Source organism: Mesorhizobium silamurunense (genome assembly GCF_014843905.1).
GTDB lineage: Bacteria > Pseudomonadota > Alphaproteobacteria > Rhizobiales > Rhizobiaceae > Mesorhizobium > Mesorhizobium silamurunense.
On sequence record NZ_LPVS01000018.1, the window covers coordinates 1 to 17,585 of the forward strand.

Annotated in this window: 21 protein-coding genes and 1 pseudogene; 6 read left to right on the forward strand and 16 right to left on the reverse strand. The window is 63.8% G+C overall.

Annotated features, from left to right (window positions below; all coding sequences use genetic code 11):
• Positions 1–108 precede the first annotated feature (108 nt).
• From AU465_RS04515 to AU465_RS04525, 3 genes are all read right to left on the reverse strand, one after another.
• Positions 109–570, reverse strand: coding sequence for a tetratricopeptide repeat protein (locus AU465_RS04515; protein ID WP_192244414.1), 462 nt, complete (start codon positions 568–570; stop codon positions 109–111).
• 31 nt (positions 571–601) lie between these two features.
• Complete coding sequence (locus AU465_RS04520) at positions 602–1,573, reverse strand: MBL fold metallo-hydrolase (protein WP_192244416.1); 972 nt, start codon at positions 1,571–1,573, stop codon at positions 602–604.
• 219 nt (positions 1,574–1,792) lie between these two features.
• Complete coding sequence (locus AU465_RS04525; RefSeq protein ID WP_192244418.1) at positions 1,793–2,014, reverse strand: DUF680 domain-containing protein; 222 nt, start codon at positions 2,012–2,014, stop codon at positions 1,793–1,795.
• 258 nt (positions 2,015–2,272) lie between these two features.
• On the opposite strand from AU465_RS04525, the gene AU465_RS04530 reads away from it, so the two are divergent.
• Positions 2,273–3,268: a transporter gene (locus AU465_RS04530; protein WP_192244420.1), complete on the forward strand. Its 996-nt coding sequence runs from the start codon at positions 2,273–2,275 to the stop codon at positions 3,266–3,268.
• A 4-nt stretch (positions 3,269–3,272) separates the two neighbouring features.
• Here the strand turns inward: AU465_RS04530 and AU465_RS04535 are convergent, their stop codons facing one another.
• The 9 genes from AU465_RS04535 to cysS form a co-directional block, all read right to left on the reverse strand.
• Positions 3,273–3,959, reverse strand: a complete 687-nt coding sequence (locus AU465_RS04535; RefSeq protein ID WP_192244422.1) for a glutathione S-transferase family protein — start codon at positions 3,957–3,959, stop codon at positions 3,273–3,275.
• Positions 3,960–4,028: 69 nt separating this feature from the next.
• Positions 4,029–4,958 (reverse strand): EamA family transporter RarD, encoded by a 930-nt coding sequence (rarD, locus tag AU465_RS04540; protein ID WP_192244424.1) that lies wholly within the window; start codon positions 4,956–4,958, stop codon positions 4,029–4,031.
• 257 nt (positions 4,959–5,215) lie between these two features.
• Positions 5,216–6,832, reverse strand: coding sequence for a citramalate synthase (gene cimA, locus AU465_RS04545; RefSeq protein WP_192244426.1), 1,617 nt, complete (start codon positions 6,830–6,832; stop codon positions 5,216–5,218).
• Positions 6,833–6,885: 53 nt separating this feature from the next.
• Positions 6,886–7,851, reverse strand: a complete 966-nt coding sequence (gene pip / locus AU465_RS04550) for a prolyl aminopeptidase (protein WP_192244428.1) — start codon at positions 7,849–7,851, stop codon at positions 6,886–6,888.
• Positions 7,848–8,324, reverse strand: coding sequence for a GFA family protein (locus AU465_RS04555; protein WP_192244430.1), 477 nt, complete (start codon positions 8,322–8,324; stop codon positions 7,848–7,850). The genes pip and AU465_RS04555 overlap by 4 nt, the downstream gene beginning before the upstream one ends.
• On the reverse strand, positions 8,321–8,812 hold the full coding sequence (locus AU465_RS04560) for a GFA family protein (RefSeq protein WP_192244432.1): 492 nt from the start codon (positions 8,810–8,812) through the stop codon (positions 8,321–8,323). The genes AU465_RS04555 and AU465_RS04560 overlap by 4 nt, the downstream gene beginning before the upstream one ends.
• Positions 8,813–8,845: 33 nt before the next feature.
• Positions 8,846–9,232, reverse strand: coding sequence for a VOC family protein (locus AU465_RS04565; RefSeq protein WP_192244434.1), 387 nt, complete (start codon positions 9,230–9,232; stop codon positions 8,846–8,848).
• A complete protein-coding gene (locus tag AU465_RS04570; RefSeq protein WP_192244436.1) occupies positions 9,229–9,630 on the reverse strand; it encodes an endonuclease domain-containing protein in 402 nt (133 codons plus the stop codon). Before AU465_RS04570 ends, AU465_RS04565 begins: the two co-directional genes overlap by 4 nt.
• A 208-nt stretch (positions 9,631–9,838) precedes the next feature.
• On the reverse strand, positions 9,839–11,290 hold the full coding sequence (gene cysS, locus AU465_RS04575) for a cysteine--tRNA ligase (RefSeq protein ID WP_192244438.1): 1,452 nt from the start codon (positions 11,288–11,290) through the stop codon (positions 9,839–9,841).
• A gap of 387 nt (positions 11,291–11,677) precedes the next feature.
• Here cysS and AU465_RS04580 point away from each other — a divergent pair, with 387 nt between their 5' ends.
• The gene (locus tag AU465_RS04580; RefSeq protein WP_096874974.1) at positions 11,678–11,833 is read left to right on the forward strand and encodes a hypothetical protein; all 156 of its coding nucleotides are present in this window, start codon (positions 11,678–11,680) and stop codon (positions 11,831–11,833) included.
• 98 nt (positions 11,834–11,931) lie between these two features.
• Here AU465_RS04580 and AU465_RS04585 read toward each other — a convergent pair whose 3' ends face one another.
• Complete coding sequence (locus AU465_RS04585; protein WP_192244440.1) at positions 11,932–12,693, reverse strand: SOS response-associated peptidase; 762 nt, start codon at positions 12,691–12,693, stop codon at positions 11,932–11,934.
• Between the two features lie 109 nt (positions 12,694–12,802).
• On the opposite strand from AU465_RS04585, the gene AU465_RS04590 reads away from it, so the two are divergent.
• The 4 genes from AU465_RS04590 to AU465_RS04605 all read left to right on the forward strand — a co-directional run bounded on the left by AU465_RS04590 (position 12,803) and on the right by AU465_RS04605 (position 15,213).
• The gene (locus AU465_RS04590; protein ID WP_192244442.1) at positions 12,803–13,228 is read left to right on the forward strand and encodes an NUDIX domain-containing protein; all 426 of its coding nucleotides are present in this window, start codon (positions 12,803–12,805) and stop codon (positions 13,226–13,228) included.
• A gap of 72 nt (positions 13,229–13,300) precedes the next feature.
• Positions 13,301–13,678, forward strand: coding sequence for a TIGR02301 family protein (locus tag AU465_RS04595; protein WP_192244527.1), 378 nt, complete (start codon positions 13,301–13,303; stop codon positions 13,676–13,678).
• Positions 13,679–14,002: 324 nt separating this feature from the next.
• Positions 14,003–14,260, forward strand: coding sequence for a hypothetical protein (locus AU465_RS04600; protein ID WP_192244445.1), 258 nt, complete (start codon positions 14,003–14,005; stop codon positions 14,258–14,260).
• A 155-nt stretch (positions 14,261–14,415) separates the two neighbouring features.
• Complete coding sequence (locus AU465_RS04605; RefSeq protein WP_192244447.1) at positions 14,416–15,213, forward strand: hypothetical protein; 798 nt, start codon at positions 14,416–14,418, stop codon at positions 15,211–15,213.
• On the opposite strand, the pseudogene AU465_RS36210 reads toward AU465_RS04605, so the two are convergent.
• The 3 genes and pseudogenes from AU465_RS36210 to AU465_RS04620 all read right to left on the reverse strand — a co-directional run bounded on the left by AU465_RS36210 (position 15,156) and on the right by AU465_RS04620 (position 17,526).
• Positions 15,156–15,843, reverse strand: a pseudogene (locus AU465_RS36210) (nucleotidyl transferase AbiEii/AbiGii toxin family protein). The gene AU465_RS04605 and the pseudogene AU465_RS36210 overlap by 58 nt on opposite strands.
• A 75-nt stretch (positions 15,844–15,918) precedes the next feature.
• Positions 15,919–16,143, reverse strand: a complete 225-nt coding sequence (locus AU465_RS04615) for a hypothetical protein (protein ID WP_192244449.1) — start codon at positions 16,141–16,143, stop codon at positions 15,919–15,921.
• 51 nt (positions 16,144–16,194) lie between these two features.
• Positions 16,195–17,526, reverse strand: a complete 1,332-nt coding sequence (locus tag AU465_RS04620; protein ID WP_192244451.1) for a dihydroorotase — start codon at positions 17,524–17,526, stop codon at positions 16,195–16,197.
• Positions 17,527–17,585: the final 59 nt, after the last annotated feature.

Below are 17,585 nucleotides of genomic sequence, written 5' to 3' on the forward strand. Positions count from 1 at the left end.
GACCCCGAAACCTTACCTGAGTTCCGCCGCCCGTCGCCTCATGGGATCTCTCCGGCCGATTCGCGGCCACCTCTCCCCCACTTTGTGGGGGCGAGGAAACAGGTCGCGTTACTTCGTCACCTTGGTGTCGATGGCCTGCTTAAGGTCCGAAAGCTCCACGCAGCCCGCCGGGCAGAGCTTTTGCAGCGAGGCGAGCTGCTCCTTGGCCTTGGCCATGTCGCCGGTCTCGACATAGAGCTCGCCAAGATATTCATGGGCGGCCTTGTGGTCGGGCTTAAGCTCCAGCGCCTTGCTGTAGTAGGTGAGCGAGGTTTGGTAGTCGCCGGTCTTGCGCAGCGTGAACCCGAGCAGATTATAGACGTCGGCCTGTTGGGTGTCCTGTGCAAGGTCGCGCAGGTCGGCCAGCGCGCCGTGATAGTCTTTGGCGTCGATCTTGGCCTTCACGGCCGTCAGGTCCGGCGCGTCGGCGCCTTCGATGTCGTCCACGGCATAGGCCGGCACGGCGATGGCGATCGGGGCTGCGGTCAGCACCGCAATGGCGCCGAGCACCGCGAAAAGTGCATGTTTCATTGGAGTTGTCTCTTTGTCTTCGGAATTCGATTCAGATCTGGGTCGGGGTGAAGGCATAGGCGTTGCCGTCCTTGACGAAGCTGCCGGTGCCAGGGAACGGGAAGTGCGAGCCGCAGATGCGGACGTTGTCGGCGATCACCTGGTCGATGAGCTTGTGCCTTGTGGTGATCGCCATCGGCCCGTCCTGGTCGTAGGCGCCCTGCCATTCGGGATGCGGGGCAAGCAGCGCCGGCACGTACATGGTGTCGGCCGAGACGAGGAACTGCTCGGAGCCGGCATCGACATGGTAGACGGAGTGGCCGGGCGTGTGGCCGGGCGCCGCCATGATGCGGATGCCGGGCACCACTTCCGTGCCGTCGTCGACCAGCTTCCAGTTCTTCCACTTCGGGAAGTTTTCGGCGATGCGCTTGCCCGCCGGCTTGCGGCCTTCGGGCAGCTTGGCGAGCCGGCTGGGGTCGGTCCACCAATTGTATTCGGTGGCGTTGACGATCAGCTCCGCATTCGGGAAGACCGGCGCGTTGGTGCCCTTCTCCATCAAGCCCCAGACATGGTCCGGGTGGAAATGCGAGATCATGACGGTGTCGATCGCCTTGTAGTCGATGCCGGCGGCCTTCATGTTGGCCGGCAGATGCGTGGCGTTGGCCTGCCACTGGCCGACGCCGGAACCGGCATCCATCATGATGGTGCGGCCGTTCATCTGCAGCACCACGACGGTCAGCGGGATCGGCATGAAATCAGTGGTCAGCCCCGCCTTGGCGAGCGCCGCCTTGGTGTCGTCGACCGAGACGTCCTTGATGAAGGCCGGGTCGTGGGGCTTGCGCCAAATGCCGTCATAGACGGCGGTGACCTTGAGCGAGCCCACCTTGTATTTGTAGAAGCCGACCAGCGGCTCGACCGGGGTTTCGGCGTGAGCCGCGGGGGCGAATTCCAGCTTGCCGGCAATGCCGAAGGCGGCTGCGGCCGCGGCAGATCCAAGCACCATTCGGCGTGTCATGTTGAACATCAGAAGTCTCCTCTAGTGGCTGCGGTTGGCGGTGATGGCGGCACTTGGTCGAACATGCGGAGAATGGCGGAGGGCGCCGGTGCTGCCCTCCGCCGACTGCGAAACCGGAACCGACAGGTCTGACTGGGACCTGCGATGCCGGGAGGCCGGGACTTCTGGTTTCGGACCCGGCGAGGCGTGCCTTCCTCACCGGCCCGGACCTTCGGTCCAGGCCCTAGCTCAGCGACCCCAAATGCCCTGGCCGGGCTCTTCCGCAGCGATCTTGGCCGCCGGCTTCATGTCGTGGCGGGCCATGTCCGGCTTCGCGATCGAAGCGGTGTAGGTGGTGTCGACGGCAGCGGCCGGCTGACCGGCATTGGTCGAGGAAAAATGATCGCTGCCGGCAAAGGCGCCGCCGGTGGCAACGAGGATGGCGGCAAGGGTAAGGACGGTTCTGTTCATGGCTATTCCTTCTCGAATTTGTTGATGCGTGCCTTGGGAGGATGGCCTCGCTACACAGCAAGACCCGGAACGTCCGGGCTTTATTCCCGGGAAGCGGAAGAATTTTTCGGGAAGCACGGAATTGCTATCGCAATGGCGCGAAGGCCAGCGGGGCGCCGATCGTCATCGGACTGTCACACGCAATCGGGGTTGTGCGTGTTAGAACGCCGCCTGGCCGCCCCCCGCGACCCGACCGCATCAACAGCCGGCGAAGCCGCCATGAATATCGCTGTCCCCAACGAAGGCACCGACCTGTCGCCCTATTTGCCAGACGAGCACGGCCTGTTCTTCATCTATCATTTCACCGCGGAAGGTGTGCGCACCAAGGACCCCGCCGAGGCGCACTGGACGTGGCGCAGCTATCAGATATCGGACATGCGCGCCCGCAAGGAGATCGGCGCCGAGCAGGCTCTGCCGACGCCGGTGCGCGAGGCCTTCCTTTCGCCCAGCCACGGCTGCCATATCGACTTCGAGGACGACTTCCTCTACGGCGATCTGCCGGATCTCCGGCACGACTTCGCCGAGGCGCGCGGGCTCACGCATTTCCGCTTCGCCTTCAACGAGAAGATGCTGATCGGCGCGCGCAAGCAGCCGCTGGAGTCGGTCGACAAGATACGCAAGCTGGTCGAGAGCGGCACGCGCAAATTCCGCTCACCGTCCGAGCTGATCGAGGCGGTGATGGGCCAGTCGCTCGACGGCATGGCGGGCGAGCTCGACAAGATGGGCGACACGCTCGACGGCATCGAAGACCGCATCGTCTGCGACGCATGGCATAGCGAGCGGCAGGCGCTGGTCGATGCGCGGCGGCATCTGGTGATCATCCACCGCCAGATGGCCACGCTCACCAACCTCTTCCGCCATCTCGATCATTCGCATCGCGACGACCTGCCGGATCCGATCAACGACATGGCCACACGCCTCTCGCACCGCGCGCACACGCTGCATCACGACGGCGAGCAGTTGCAGGCGCGAACCCGGCTTCTGCAGGACGAGCTGATGGCGAAACTGACCGAACAGTCGAACCAGCTGCTCTACATACTCTCCGTCATGACGGCGGTGCTGTTGCCGATGACCATCATCTCGGGCCTGTTCGGCATGAATGTCGGCGGGCTGCCGCTGGTCGATACGCCGCTGGGTTTCTGGCTGGTGACGGCGATATCGATCGCGATCGCCGGTATCGTCTACATGATCGTTCGGCGATTCGGGCGCGGTTAGCGCCTTACGCGCTTGCGCGCAGATCCTCGACGAGGGTGCCGGCGGCGTGGACTTCCGCCTCATGGTCAGGCTCGCGCCATGTCTCGGCGAGGCCGGCCTCGTACCATTCGCGCATTGCAGGGATGTCGAGCAACCGCTTCGGATAGGCGGCGGCAGCGCCCTCGAACGCCAAGCCGTAGGACTGCGCCCGGAAGGCCACCGGGGCAAAGAAGGCATCGACGGCGCTGAAGCGGTCGCCGGCCAGGAACGGTCCGCCGAAACGGACGAGGCCGTCGTTCCAGAGGTCGCCGAGGCGGAAGAGATCGTGCTTCAGCGCGCCGGACATCGGGAACGGCTCGACGCGCACGCCGCAGCTCATCGGGCACAGGTTGCGGAGTGCGGTGAAGCTCGAATGCATTTCGGCGGCGGCCGAGCGTGCCCAGGCGCGCGCCCTGGCGTCCGCCGGCCAGACGCCCTGATGGCGCTCGGCTAGATATTCCGCGATGGCGAGCGAATCCCAGACCGCCCAGCCGTCATCGACCAGGCACGGCACGCGGCCATTCGGCGAGAACGACCGGAAGAGGCTGAAACTCGATCCGGTCGGGAACGGCGTCAGCCGCTCCTCAAAGGGAATTTCGAGGGTACGCATCAGCACCCACGGCCGCAGCGACCAGGACGAATAGTTCTTGTTGCCAATGTGCAGAACGTACATTAGGCGCCCCCTCCTTGTTTTGACGCAATTCCGGACGGAAAAGCGCTTCACGCTTTTCCTCGAATTGCTTTATCTCGTCGCCGGCGCCGGCTGGCGGACCTCCCGGCCCCTGAACATCGACCAACTGTAAATCGCAAGCGCCGTCCAGATCAGCGCGAAGGCGATGGCCTGCGTGGTGCCGAAGGGCTCGTCGAAGATCAGCACGGCGATCAGGAAGACCATGGTCGGCGCGATGTACTGCATGATGCCGATGGTGGAGAGGCGAAGCAGCCTGGCGCCGAAGGCAAAGAGCAGCAGCGGCACCGCGGTCACCGGTCCGCAGCCGATCAGCAGCGCGGTGTCCGTGGCGTTGCTGGAGATGAAATGGTCCTGGCCGGTGGCGATCAGGTAGGCGATGTAGCAGAGCGCCGGCACCGAGAGCAGCAGCACTTCGAGCAGGAAGCCCTGGCTCGGGCCGATCGGCAGCGTCTTGCGGAAGAAGCCGTAGGCGGCAAAGGAAAAGGCCAGCGCCAGCGATACCCAGGGCAATTTGCCGGCCTCGACGGTGAGTACCGCCACCGCGATCGCTGCCAGCGCCACCGCCGCGATCTGCAGCCGGTCCAGCCGCTCACCGAGCAGCAGCGCGCCTACGACGACGCTGACCAGCGGATTGATGTAATAGCCGAGCGCGGTCTCGACGGTGCGGTCGACGGCGATTGCCCAGACATAGATGCCCCAGTTGATCGAAATCAGTACCGCCGTCAGCGCCGCCATACTGATGCTCTTCGGCGTGCGGATCGCGACCTTGAAATCGGCCGTTCGACCTGCCCAGATCAACACGGCAGCGGCGATCGGCACCGACCAGACGACGCGGTTGGCGATCACCTCGGCGAGCGGCAGATGCGCCACCGCCTTCATGTAGAAGGGTAGCAGCCCCCACAGGAAATAGGCGCCGAGCGCCAGCAGGAAGCCACGGCGGGCCTTGGTGTCTGCGTCGAGGAGAGCTGTTTCGGTGACCATGGCCCAACGCTATGGCCCAGCCGGACATTCAAGACCATCGCAAAATTATGATGGATCAACGGACTTCCGCTGATGGTTCAAGGGCGGCGTCTTCGTAGAGCGCGGAAACGGTGATTTGGAGCCCAGACGGGCGGCATGAGGCAATCGAGTCCTATTCTTCTCGGACTCTGGCTTCACGAAGGTCGCCCCCCGCTCCGTCCCGGCTTCGCCGGACCACCTCTCCCCCGCTTTGCGGGGGCGAGGAAAAAACGGCAGCCCTACTCCGCCGCCACCAGCCCGGCCATCTCGCGGTTCTTCATCAGCTTGTAGACGATCGAATCCATCAGCGCCTGGAAGGAGGCGTCGATAATGTTTTCCGACACGCCGACCGTCCACCAGCGGGCGCCGGTGGAATCGTGCGATTCGACGAGAACGCGGGTGATGGCCTCGGTGCCGCCGTTGAGGATACGCACCTTGAAGTCGGCAAGCTCGAGGTCGACGATCTCGCTCTGGTATTTGCCGAGATCCTTGCGCAGCGCGATGTCGAGCGCATTGACGGGGCCATGACCTTCGGCCACCGACATCTTCTCCTCACCGTCGACCAGCACTTTTACGATGGCCTCGGACACGGTCTTCAGATTGCCGTTGGCATCGAAGCGGCGCTCGACCATGCAGCGGAACGAGGTGACGTTGAAGAACTCCGGCAGGCCGTGCAGCATCTTGCGGGCCAGCAGCTCGAACGAGGCGTCGGCGCCCTCATAGGCATAGCCTTCGGCCTCGCGCTCCTTGACGACGGCGATCAGCGCGTCGAGCCGGTAATCGTCCTTCGGCATCTCAATACCGCGCCGCTTCAGCTCGGCTAGGAAATTGGCCTTGCCGCCCTGGTCGGAGACCATGACGCGGCGGCGGTTGCCGACCGCTTCCGGCGGCACATGCTCGTAGGTCGCCGGCTCCTTGGCGAGCGCCGAGGCATGGATGCCGGCCTTGGTGGCGAAGGCGGACGAGCCGACATAGGGCGCCTGCGCTTCCGGGGCGCGGTTGAGCAATTCGTCGAAGGCGCGGGAGAGCCGCGAGATGCCGGTCAGCGCCTCGGCCGAAATGCCTGTTTCGAAGCGATCGGCGAAGGCAGGCTTCAGCGAAAGCGTCGGGATGATGGAGATCAGATTGGCGTTGCCGCAGCGCTCGCCGATGCCGTTCAGCGTGCCCTGGATCTGGCGCACGCCGGCCTCGACGGCGGCGAGCGAATTGGCCACCGCCTGGCCGGTGTCGTCATGCGCGTGGATACCGAGATGGTCGCCCGGGATGCCACCGGCGATAACCGTCTCGACGATGGCGCGCACCTCCGAGGGCTGCGTGCCGCCATTGGTGTCGCACAGCACCACCCAGCGCGCGCCGGCGTCGTAGGCGGTCTTGGCGCAGGCCAGCGCATAGCCAGGATTGGCCTTGAAGCCGTCGAAGAAATGCTCGCAGTCGACCATCGCTTCCTTGCCCGCTGCGACGGCTGTCTCGACCGAGACTTTTATGGACTCCAAATTCTCCTCGTTGGTGCAGCCGAGCGCGACGCGCACATGGTAGTCCCAGCTCTTGGCGACGAAGCAGATGGCATCGGATTTCGACTGCACGATCGCCGCCAGCCCCGGATCGTTGGACGCGGAGACCCCTGCCCGCTTGGTCATGCCGAAGGCGACGAAACTGGCATTCGCCGTGCGCTTCTTCTGGAAGAAGGCGGTGTCGGTAGGGTTGGCGCCGGGATAACCGCCCTCGACATAGTCGATGCCGAACTCGTCGAGGAGCTTCGCAATCGCGATCTTGTCCTCGACGGAAAAGTCGATGCCCGGCGTCTGCTGGCCGTCGCGGAGGGTGGTGTCGAAGAGATAGAGGCGGTGTTTTGTCATGGCTGTAGCTCGAAAAGCTGCGATCCTTCACCGTAGAGCGCAAGCAGGCATCGTCATTTCCCCGCAAACCGATCCGTCGCCCGGATCAGCCGATCCAAAATCCCCGGCTCCGAATAGGCATGGCCGGCGCCTTCGATGAGGTGGAAATCGGCCTTCGGCCAGGCCTTGTGCAGCGCCCAGGCATAGCGTGCCGGGCACGGCATGTCGTAGCGGCCGTGGACGATGGTGCCGGGAATGTCCTTGAGCTTCCACGCGTCGCGCAGCAGCTGACCTTCCTCCAGCCAGCCGGCGTGGACGAAATAGTGGTTCTCGATGCGGGCAAACGCCACCGCATAATCGTCCTGGCCGAAGGGCGTGCTAGTTTCAGGCTCCGGCAGGAGCGTGATCGTCTCGCCTTCCCAGAGGCTCCAGGCAAGGGCTGCCTCGACCTGTGCCTTACGGTCCGTGCCCACCAGCCGCTTGCGGTAGGCGGCCATCATGTCGCCGCGCTCTGCCTCGGGGATCGGCGCGAGAAAACGCTCCCACTTGTCGGGGAACATCTCCGAGACGCCGAACTGATAGTACCATTCGAGCTCGGCGCGGGTGAGCGTGTAGATGCCGCGCACGACGAGCTCGCTGACGCGCTCCGGATGCGTCTCGGAATAGGCGAGTGCCAGCGTCGAGCCCCAGGAGCCGCCGAAGACCAGCCATTTGTCGAAGCCCGCCATCTCGCGCAGCCGCTCGATGTCGGCGATGAGATGCCAGGTGGTGTTGGCTTCCAGCGAGGCGTTGGGCGTCGATTTCCCGCAGCCGCGCTGGTCGAACAGGATGACGTCGTAGAGTTTCGGGTCGAACAGCCGCCGGTGTTTTGGCGAAATCGTGCCGCCCGGGCCGCCATGCAGGAACACGGCCGGCTTGGCGCCCTTGGTGCCGGAACGCTCCCAGTAGATGGTGTGGCCGTCGCCGACATCGAGCATGCCGGTCTCAAACGGCTCGATCTCTGGATAAAGCGTGCGCAAGGAACTGGCGTGGATCGTCATAGTTTTAGGCCCTGCTGCGGCCAGTTGGCCGTCTCGCGGTCGGGATGCTGGAAGGAGATGATCTGCTCCTGCCGTCGATAGTAATCGGGGTCGTCATGGATCGGCGCCTCGAAGATCTTCTCCACCCAGGGCAGCCGCACCGCGTAGTTGACCTGGATCTGCGGCGCCAGATCCGAGCGGTCGTCGAAGGCGCCGATGGCGATCTCCAGCGCGCCGGGCTGGCGGTAGGTCAGCGGCGTGCCGCAGCGGCGGCAGAAACCGCGATCGATATTGACCGAGGACTGGAAATAGCTCGGCTCCTCATGGGTCCATTCGACGCCGTCCTTCGGCACCGTCACCAGCGCGCCGAAGAAATTGCCGAATTGCTTTTGGCACATGCGGCAGTGGCAGATGGACGGGCGGCCAAGCTTGCCCTTGATGCGGAAGCGCACGGCGCCGCATTGGCAGCCGCCTGTTCGAACTTGGTCGGTCATGGTCTTTCCTCCGGCGGCCATCGGTCGGTGTCGTGATCGGGATGTTGATAGGAGACGAGCTCGGCAAGATAAGGCGCGGACGAAATGTCGGCCATCGTGGCCTCGGACGGCAGTTTCGGAATACCGTCGACATAGGGCAGCTTCGCCTCGACGCCCCATTGGATCGTCGGCGCGATGCCGGCCGGATCGTCGAAGGCGGCGATCGCCAGCGCCACGCCGTCCGGCGCCTCGAAGGTCAGCGGCGTGCCGCATTCGGCGCAGAAGCCGCGCCATGCCGCGCTGGACGAGCGGAAGCGCTTCGGCTCGCCGCGCGTCCAGTCGAGCCTGGCGCCACGCACCGAGACCAGCGGCAGATAGAAATTGCCGCTCGCCTTCTGGCACATGCGGCAATGGCAGATCGAGGCATCACCCAGCGTGCCCTCGACGCGGAAGCGCACCGCGCCGCACTGGCAGCCGCCCGTATAGACCGGTCGGTTGTCGAGGCTCATGGCTCGCTCCGATTCATGGGCCGATTCACGGGCTCACTCCGGATCATGGCAGACCGCCTCGACATTGTTGCCGTCGGGATCGAAGACGAAGGCCCAGTAATAGTTGGGGTGATAATGCGGGCGCAGGCCCGGCCCGCCATTGTCCCTGCCGCCGGCCGCAAGCGCCGCGGCATGGAAAGCGTCGACCTCGGCGCGGCTGCGCGCGGTGAAGGCGACATGCTGGCGGTCCTTCGGCTTCTCCTTGCCCGCACTCACCCAGAACACCGGCCGGTCGCGGCCATAGCCGCCGACCTTGGCGCCGCCGGTATATTCCTCCGGCACCATGTAAAGCAGCGAGGCACCCAGCGGCGCCATCGCCTTGTCGTAGAAGGCCTTGGACTTTTCGAAATCGGAAACGCTAATGCCGAGATGGTCGATCATGGAACTGCCTCCCTTGCTGGTTCCGGCACTTCGGCACCGGCCAGGCCGGCCGCGATGACGATGTGCTGGCAGACATTGTCGATATCGCGGATCACGTCGTCGTTCCAGAAGCGCAGGATGGTCCAGCCTAGCGCTTCAAGCCTCACGGTTCGCGCGGTATCAGACGCCGAAACTTCAGGCGATGCGTGCTGGGAGCCATCCAGCTCGACGATCAGCTTCTTGTAGGGGCAGGCAAAATCGACAATGTAGCCAGCTATCGGCATTTGACGTCGGAATGCCAGTCCCATGAGCCGATGAGCGCGTATCTCATTCCAAAGCTTCAATTCGGCATCTGTCATTTGCTTGCGCATCTTGCGCGCATTGCCGCGATTGACGGGAGATACAGGATAATGGGTCATCGCGAGGCGCCCCCCTCTGTCCTGCCGGACATCTCCCCCTCAAGGGGGGAGATCAGCAGCTTCGCCGACGACGCCCAATCATCGACTTCTGCGATTGGCGAAAGCCAAGGCGACGTCCAATCTCCCCCCCTTGAGGGGGAGATGTCCGGCAGGACAGAGGGGGTGCTTGGCGCCAACCTCTCCGTTCCCGCCATATGAGCAGGCACCCTCACCGCTTTACCTCCCACGTCGTCACGCGCTGGCCCGTGGCGGGGTCCTTGCCGTCCTTGAGCTGCACGCCCTCCCCCAAGAGCTCCTCGCGGATCCTGTCGGCCTCGGCCCAGTTCCTGGCGGCGATGAACTCCAGACGATCCGCGATCGCCTTGGCAACCGCCGTCTCGTCCACCTTGGCGGCGCCGACGTCGAAGCCGAGGAAGGCAAGTGCAGCCTTCAGCGAAGCGGCGGCGGCATTCTCGCCGTCGCCGCTGAACTCGATCGCCTCGCCGGCAAGCTGCGTCAGCCGCTGGAAAGCGGCGTAGGTGGCGAGGTCGTCGGACAGCGCTTCCAGCACATCGGCCGGCAGGTTCTTCGCCGCCGCGGGCGCCAAGTCCGCCGCGCGCTTCCATTTGCGCAGCGTGTTTTCCGCCTCTTCCAGCTTGCGCACGGAAAAGTCGATCGGCTCGCGGTAGTGCGTCATCAGCATCGCCAGCCTCAGCACCTCGCCCGGCCATTTGCGGCCGCCGAAGGTCTCGGTCTCCAACAACTCATGAATCGAGTAGAAATTGCCGAGGCTCTTCGACATCTTCTGGCCCTCGACCTGCAGGAAGCCGTTGTGCATCCACACATTGGCCATGACCTTGGTGCCGTGGGCGCAGCGCGACTGCGCGATCTCGTTCTCGTGGTGCGGGAAGATCAGGTCGAGGCCGCCGCCATGGATGTCGAAGACCTCGCCGAGATAGGCGGCCGACATGGCCGAGCATTCGATGTGCCAGCCGGGCCGGCCCCTGCCCCACGGGCTTTCCCAGCCCGGCTCTTCGGGGCTCGAGAGCTTCCACAGCACGAAATCGCCGGGGTTCTTCTTGTGCTCATCGACGGCAATGCGGGCGCCTGCCTGCTGCTCGTCGAGATTGCGCTTCGAAAGCTCGCCATAGTCCGGCATCGAGGCGGTGTCGAACAGCACCTCGCCGCCGGCGACATAGGCGTGGCCGCGCTCGATCAACTGCCTGATCAACGACAGCATGTCGGCCTTGCCGTCCGCGCGGGGCGCGACGAACTCCGTGGCGCGCGGCTCGAAAGTCGGCTCCAGGCAGCCGAGCGCGGCGACATCCTTGTGATACTGGTCGGCGGTCTTTTCGGTGACCTTGCGGATGGCATCGTTGAGCGAGAGCTTGCCGGCTTCGATCTCCGCGCCGAAATCGCGAAGCGCCCTGGCGTTGATCTTGTCGTCGACGTCCGTGATGTTGCGCACATACGTGACGTGGCTTTCGCCGTAGAGTTGGCGCAGCAAACGGAACAGCACGTCGAAGACGATCGCCGGCCGCGCATTGCCGATATGGGCAAAGTCGTAGACGGTCGGGCCGCAGACATACATGCGCACGTTTTTCGGATCGATCGGAACGAAACGCTCCTTCGCCCGCGTTAGCGTGTTGTAGAGGCTGAGGCCCTTCGATGCGTCAGACATGCGTGCCTTCCCGGTTGGTTACTCGCAAACCCACCTTGCGCCGAAGCGCAAAGCGGACTCCAGCCTGCTGGCCGGGGCGTTTGTCCAATCTGGGGGAAGATAAGGCGAAAACGTCCGGACCAGCGCGAGGCTAGCCAATAATGCAAATGCCACAAATGGCGAAAGACGTTTTCATGGGCGGCCTTATCGCGCCCGGCGGTGTTGCCGTCAAGTCGCTCAAAACGGGAAAGATGTCGTCGGATCACAGGTAAAGACGGGCCGAAACGTTTTATTAAACATGTCGGCACAGTGATGAAACATTCGCCGGCTAGACCCGCCGGGTGTCACGATTTGGTCCGAATCGGCCGGCAAACGCGGGACACGAAAACGTTACCAGGGAAGAGAACAATGCCACGAAGCAAGCAGGAACAGAGCCGACCGCCGCAACAGCCGCTCACCAAGCACTATCGCGCGATCGGCCCGGCGGCAATCGTCGCAGCCCTTCTGCATACCGCGAAGAAGAAGAAGCCGGCGCAGAAGATCGTTTCGCCGCGCGCCGCCTGAAAAGGCACGACCGGCGCGACCTCCTGTAGTGAGGCGCCGACGATGAGGGCGACGCCGATGCGCGCCCTGGGAATGAAGGCCTCCGTTAACAGCCTTCGCTAAAACAGAGTCATCTGGTTTTCGTCCGCGCCGGGCTTCTGGCGCCTGATCCTCTCGGGCTGAGGCCCGACGACACCCCGCTCCTGAATCTCCGGCCCGGTGTTGGCGACCTTGTTGACAAGGTCGGAAACCGGGACAGCCTCGAAGAAATCGGGTTCGGCAGGCTTCAAGAGGTCGAGCACGTCGCGCGGCTCCTGCGTGCGGCAATCCAGCCAGCGGGCGAAGTCGCGCTCGTCGATCACCACCGGCATGCGGTCGTGAATATGGGCGATGCCGGCATTGGCACAGGTCGTCAGGATAGCGCCGGTATCCATTTCGGAGCCGCCGGGCTCGGCATAGGTCTCGACCAGGCCGGCGAAAGCGATCGTCCCACCGCGCCTCGGCCGGATCCAGTAGGGCTGGCCCTTAGTGCTGCCCGACTGCTGCCATTCATAGAAACCTGAGGCCGGCACAAGAGCGCGGCGATGGCGCATGGCGGTTTTGAACGAGGCCTTTTCCAACACGCCTTCCGAGCGGGCGTTGAAGAGCAGCGGAAATTCCCTGGTGTCCTTGACCCAGGCCGGGATCAGGCCCCAACGCACCAGCATCGCCTGGCGATCCGGCAGGTTGGAGCCCGGCGCACGCGGCGGACCTGCGAGCGCCATCAGCACCGGCTGCGTCGGGGCGATGTTGTAGCGAGCCGGAAACTCCTCCAGCTCCGCCAGGCCGAGAAAGGCGGCGGTCTGGCCCGGCGTGGCGGTCAGGGCAAAGCGTCCGCACATGGATCGAGGCTCTTCGAATTGAGGCGCCACAAAAGTGGCGATGGAACCGCGGCGCCGCAACCGCTAATGCTGAGCCCGGCCAGTCGGTCCACAACAGGCTGCTTTCGTCATGGAACCACGCAAGATAGTCCCCGCTGTCTCCGTAGCCGTCGTGCGCGGCAAGACGGTGCTGCTGGTCAAGCGCGCGCGGCCGCCCTCGCAAGGGTTCTATGCCTATCCCGGCGGCAAGGTCGAGCCGGGCGAAACGCTGGAAGAAGCCGCGGCGCGTGAGCTTGCGGAGGAGACCGGGCTCGAGGCTAAGGATTACCGCGTGCTGCGCGACATCCATATCGACGGCATCAGTGAGAATCACGCCGTCGATTATCTGCTGACGGTGTTCGGTGCGATCCATGCCGGCGGCGAGCCGGTGGCAAGCGACGATGCCGAGACGGCGGCCTTCTACACGTTGGCGGAAATGGCGGAGATGCCGCTCGCCGATGCGGTGCTGGAGGTAGCCGCGGAGTTGCTGAGGCCTTCGCAAGAGGCTGGGCTATAACCCTCGAAGAATCGCCTTGCAGGCGACAAAATGTTTAGCCACAAAGCCTTACCCTTCCATCGCAAGGCTTTGATGACCCGCGCCTCTCCCCTCCTCGCCGCATGCCTTGCCATCAGCATGGCCGTCGCGGCGCGGCCGACACTCGCGGCAGAGGCGCCGTTCGAGCCCGGGCTGATGCGGCTCGCCGAGGTGCTGGGCTCGCTGCATTTCCTGCGCAATCTATGCGGCGAGAAGGGCGACCGGTGGCGGGTCGAGATGGAAAAGCTGCTCGAATCGGAAAACCCGGACCCCGAGCGGCGCGCCCGCTTCATCGCCTCCTTCAACCGCGGCTACCGCTCCTTTAGCGGCACCTACACGCAATGCACACCTTCGGCCACCGAGGCCATCGCCCGTTACATGAAGGAAGGCGAGACGCTGTCACGCGATATCGCTTCCCGCTACGGAAATTGAGCATAATCCACCAGGAATTGGCTCCAATGTGACGCGCCTTATTGTGTCGGGCTGCGCCTTGGTGCAATCATTGTGTTGCGCTTGTGCAACTGTGTTAATGAAACGTTAGTGCGCAAATGCGGAATTAACTCAAACTGAAGGTTTTAATGCCGAAAGCCGGCCTAATCGGCTAAGCTCGGCCCGGATCGAGCACAGCCTAGCTCGAAATGTAGATTGCGACCGCAAAAATGTCGTATTTACAATTACTTATCCTAGGCTGCGTATGAACTGGCAAGTCAATCGTCGATCCCTTGCCGGATCGATGCTTGAAAAGGTGGACACGCAATGGAACATGGTGTCAGCGACATCGACGCGTTGGTCAGGGAAGAAAAGCGCCTGACCGCCGTGGAGAGCCACAGCGAAGCCTGGGCTGAAGGCTTGTCGGCCGGCATCGAGCCCGAAATCATTGCCGAGGCGGCGCTTGAGACCGCCTTCGGCGAGATGTTACGCACTAATGGTGAAACCTCCGCACTGGCCCTGCTCGACCGCATGCGCGAGAAGGTCATCTCCGGCGCGTTCGAGCCGGAACGGTTCAAGCACTAGCCCGCTCGCTTTCCAATAGCGACTTTTGACGGCGACCTGCGGGCATCATGCTTACGCGCCTAGCCATTTGTTTTTTCACAATTCCGGGCGGAAAACCGTTACACACTTTTCCTAGAATTGCTCTAGCGAGCCCGGGAATCATGGAGAGCCAAGGGGTGAGATTTTCAATGTCAGGCCGCCCACGCGGGCTGATCCTTAGCATATGGATTGCCGCTTCCTGCTGCGCCGTTCCGCTGGCGATCTGCCTCGCCAGCACGCCATCCTACGCGCTGAGCGAGATACAGCGCGAGGACCTGCCCTCGCCGGTCACGCCGCCTGCCGGTAACGACACGGCCGCTCCGGGAACCACCGTGCCGATACCGGCGCCGCCCGGCACCAAACCCTCCGACGACGGCCAGCCGGCCGACGACACGGACAAGAGCGAGCCCGAGGCGCCAACCGGCAGCGGCGGCATCACCAGCCCGCGCTCCGATCCGGATGCGCCGCCGCCACCGGTCGTCTACGACCTCGACAAGCTTCCCGAACCGGTCAAACGCATGCACGGCCTGATCATCGAGGCCTGCAAGAGCGGCGACATCGAGAAACTTCGGCCGCTGATCGGCTCGGGCGAATCCATGACGCAGCTGTCGCTCGGCGACATCGACGGCGACCCGGTCACCTTCCTCAAGGGGCTCTCCGGCGACGGCGACGGCCAGGAGATTCTCGCCATTCTGGAAGAGGTGCTCAGCGCCGGCTATGTCCATGTCGACACCGGCACTCCGCAGGAACTCTATGTCTGGCCGTATTTCTTCGCGCTGCCGCTCGACAAGCTCGACCCCAGGCAACGCGTCGAGCTGTTCAAGCTCGTCACCGCGAGCGACTATGACGACATGAAGCAGTTCGGCGCCTATATCTTCTACCGCGTCGGCATCACGCCCACCGGCCAGTGGCTGTTCTTCGTCGCCGGGGATTGAGTTTTCGCCAACGACGCCTCATCCTTTTTCGATCTGGGCCTCCGGCCATATCCGGGCAACTTCCCGCCGCAGAACTCGGCATCCATCTGCAAAGCCTGGGCCGCATCGCGCAACTCGCCCTTATCTTGAAGCCGGTTCACTACCCATGCGACCTTGCGCTGGATATCAGCCCCATACGCGGCCTGGGCCTTGCCGAGGGCGTCGGCTGGGATTTTCCCATAAGCCTTGACCAACATTCCGAGATCGAAGGCATCACGATATGCGGTTGCGCGATCCTGGCACCGATCGGCATTCGCCAAAAGCTTCTCGGCGAACATGTCCGCGGGAATGAGGGCTGGGATGTCCAAATCGTCGTCGAACTGACCTTGCAACTGGATGCGGCCCTCACGAACGACTTCGAATCTGATCGACTGCCCCTTCGACGGGTTCAGGGAAAAAGCCTCCGACACCAAGCTCTGACGCTCGCGTCCGCAGTTCGCGATAGCCGTCGGCGTCGGCGCAGAGGAAATCCAGATCCAGCGACCGCCGATATTCGCCGAGTTTCATAACAATGGCAGTCAGGAAGTCGCGGTCCATCAGTCCGAGGGCTTCGGCCATGATCCTGTGTTCGGGCTTTCTGAACTCCTTCATGACCTCAGCTCGCGGTGTTTCCTGCTTTGATTGATTGCTGCGAGAAGACGTTCAAGAAGAGAGGAAAGCGAAACCTTACGAGGTGGTCAAAAGGATGCCATGACCGAACTTGTCAGCCAACTTCCTTATAAGCAGCTTTTCACGCACCGTAAGACGCTCTTGATCAACGAACCGCCAGTTGCGCTCGTATAGCGCAAATGCCTCTTCCGCAGGGATCGGGCGCGCCGTATCGCGATTCCAGGCGAGCGCCTGGAGTTGCGGAAACCTTGCGGGAACAATGGGCGCGATGTTTGCGGTCATGGCGCCCCTAAAAATAGTGCAGAGCGCTTAAGAAATCCACGCCGACGAAGCCTAGGCCGGCAGCGCCTCGGAAAACTCCACCGCCATGCCTTGGCCGGGCGTAACGAGCTCGCCCTCCCACATCACCCGGTTGCCGCGCACGATCGTGCCGACCGGCCAGCCGGTGACTTGCCTGCCGTCATAGGGCGTCCAGCCGGCCCTGGAGCCGGCCTGCGCGTTGGTGATGGTCTCGCGACGCTTGAGGTCCACGACGGTGAAGTCGGCGTCGTAGCCGGCGGCGATGCGGCCCTTTCTCGCCATGCCGAAGATGCGCTGCGGGCCGTGGCTGGAGAGGTCGACGAAACGCTGCAGGGTGAGCCGGCCGGCGTTCACATGGTCGAGCATGATCGGCACCAGCGTCTGGACGCCGGTCATGCCGGAGGGCGAGGCCGGATAAGGCTTTGCCTTCTCGGAGAGCGTGTGCGGCGCATGGTCGGAGCCCAGCACATCGACGATGCCTTCATGAATGCCGCGCCAGACGCCGTCGCGATGGCGCGCCGCCCGCACCGGCGGGTTCATCTGGATCAGCGTGCCGAGCCGCGCATAGTCGTCCGCCGTCAGCGTCAGGTGATGCGGCGTCGCCTCGCAGGTGGCGACATCCTTATGCTGTTCGAGGAAGGGTATCTCCTCGGCCGTCGAGATGTGGAGCACGTGGATGCGCGCGCGTGTCTGTCTCGCGATGCGCACCAGGCGCTCGGTGCAGCGCTGCGCCGCTATCTCGTCGCGCCAGACCGGATGAGACGAGGGATCGCCCTCGACGCGAAACCCAAGCCGCTCGCGCAGGCGGAACTCGTCCTCCGAGTGAAAGGCGGCGCGGCGGCGCGTGTTCTTCAGGATGGAAGCCACCCCTTCGTCGTCCTCGACCAGCAGGTCGCCGGTGGACGAGCCCATGAACACTTTGATGCCGGCCGCGCCCGGCAGCCGCTCCAACTCGCCGACATAGCCGGCATTGTCGCGCGTGCCGCCGACCCAAAAGGCGAAGTCGCAATGCATGCGGTTCGTGGCGCGCCGCACCTTGTCGGCAAGGGCGGCCTCGCTGGTGGTCAGCGGATTGGTGTTGGGCATCTCGAAGACGGCGGTAACGCCGCCCAGCACAGCGGCGCGAGAGCCTGTCTCCAGATCTTCCTTGTGCTCCAGGCCCGGCTCGCGGAAATGCACCTGGCTATCGACGACGCCGGGCAGGACGTGCAGGCCATTGCAGTCGATCGTCTCGCCGGCCGATGCCTGGCCGAGATCGCCGATTGCGGCAACGCGCCCGGCCTTCACGCCGACGTCGCGCCGGCCTTCGCCGTCATGGTTGACCACAGTGCCGCCTGTCAGGATGAGGTCGAAAGTGGTTGCCATGGACAGGTCCAATCTCTTGCGGGGGGAGTGAGGCCGGCTTACGTAATGACCATCATTTT

Bases quoted from the DNA above. Each gene is read 5' to 3' on its own strand.
- AU465_RS04600 (WP_192244445.1), top strand. From the start codon at position 14,003: ATGGAACATGGTGTCAGCGACATCGACGCGTTGGTCAGGGAAGAAAAG.
- AU465_RS04520 (WP_192244416.1), bottom strand. From the start codon at position 1,573: ATGTTCAACATGACACGCCGAATGGTGCTTGGATCTGCCGCGGCCGCA.
- AU465_RS04620 (WP_192244451.1), bottom strand. From the start codon at position 17,526: ATGGCAACCACTTTCGACCTCATCCTGACAGGCGGCACTGTGGTCAAC.
- AU465_RS04525 (WP_192244418.1), bottom strand. From the start codon at position 2,014: ATGAACAGAACCGTCCTTACCCTTGCCGCCATCCTCGTTGCCACCGGC.
- AU465_RS04570 (WP_192244436.1), bottom strand. From the start codon at position 9,630: ATGACCCATTATCCTGTATCTCCCGTCAATCGCGGCAATGCGCGCAAG.
- AU465_RS04615 (WP_192244449.1), bottom strand. From the start codon at position 16,143: ATGACCGCAAACATCGCGCCCATTGTTCCCGCAAGGTTTCCGCAACTC.
- AU465_RS04560 (WP_192244432.1), bottom strand. From the start codon at position 8,812: ATGAGCCTCGACAACCGACCGGTCTATACGGGCGGCTGCCAGTGCGGC.
- cimA (WP_192244426.1), bottom strand. From the start codon at position 6,832: ATGACAAAACACCGCCTCTATCTCTTCGACACCACCCTCCGCGACGGC.
- AU465_RS04565 (WP_192244434.1), bottom strand. From the start codon at position 9,232: ATGATCGACCATCTCGGCATTAGCGTTTCCGATTTCGAAAAGTCCAAG.
- AU465_RS04585 (WP_192244440.1), bottom strand. From the start codon at position 12,693: ATGTGCGGACGCTTTGCCCTGACCGCCACGCCGGGCCAGACCGCCGCC.
- AU465_RS04530 (WP_192244420.1), top strand. From the start codon at position 2,273: ATGAATATCGCTGTCCCCAACGAAGGCACCGACCTGTCGCCCTATTTG.
- AU465_RS04515 (WP_192244414.1), bottom strand. From the start codon at position 570: ATGAAACATGCACTTTTCGCGGTGCTCGGCGCCATTGCGGTGCTGACC.
- pip (WP_192244428.1), bottom strand. From the start codon at position 7,851: ATGACGATCCACGCCAGTTCCTTGCGCACGCTTTATCCAGAGATCGAG.
- AU465_RS04580 (WP_096874974.1), top strand. From the start codon at position 11,678: ATGCCACGAAGCAAGCAGGAACAGAGCCGACCGCCGCAACAGCCGCTC.
- AU465_RS04590 (WP_192244442.1), top strand. From the start codon at position 12,803: ATGGAACCACGCAAGATAGTCCCCGCTGTCTCCGTAGCCGTCGTGCGC.
- AU465_RS04535 (WP_192244422.1), bottom strand. From the start codon at position 3,959: ATGTACGTTCTGCACATTGGCAACAAGAACTATTCGTCCTGGTCGCTG.
- AU465_RS04555 (WP_192244430.1), bottom strand. From the start codon at position 8,324: ATGACCGACCAAGTTCGAACAGGCGGCTGCCAATGCGGCGCCGTGCGC.
- AU465_RS04595 (WP_192244527.1), top strand. From the start codon at position 13,301: ATGACCCGCGCCTCTCCCCTCCTCGCCGCATGCCTTGCCATCAGCATG.
- rarD (WP_192244424.1), bottom strand. From the start codon at position 4,958: ATGGTCACCGAAACAGCTCTCCTCGACGCAGACACCAAGGCCCGCCGT.
- cysS (WP_192244438.1), bottom strand. From the start codon at position 11,290: ATGTCTGACGCATCGAAGGGCCTCAGCCTCTACAACACGCTAACGCGG.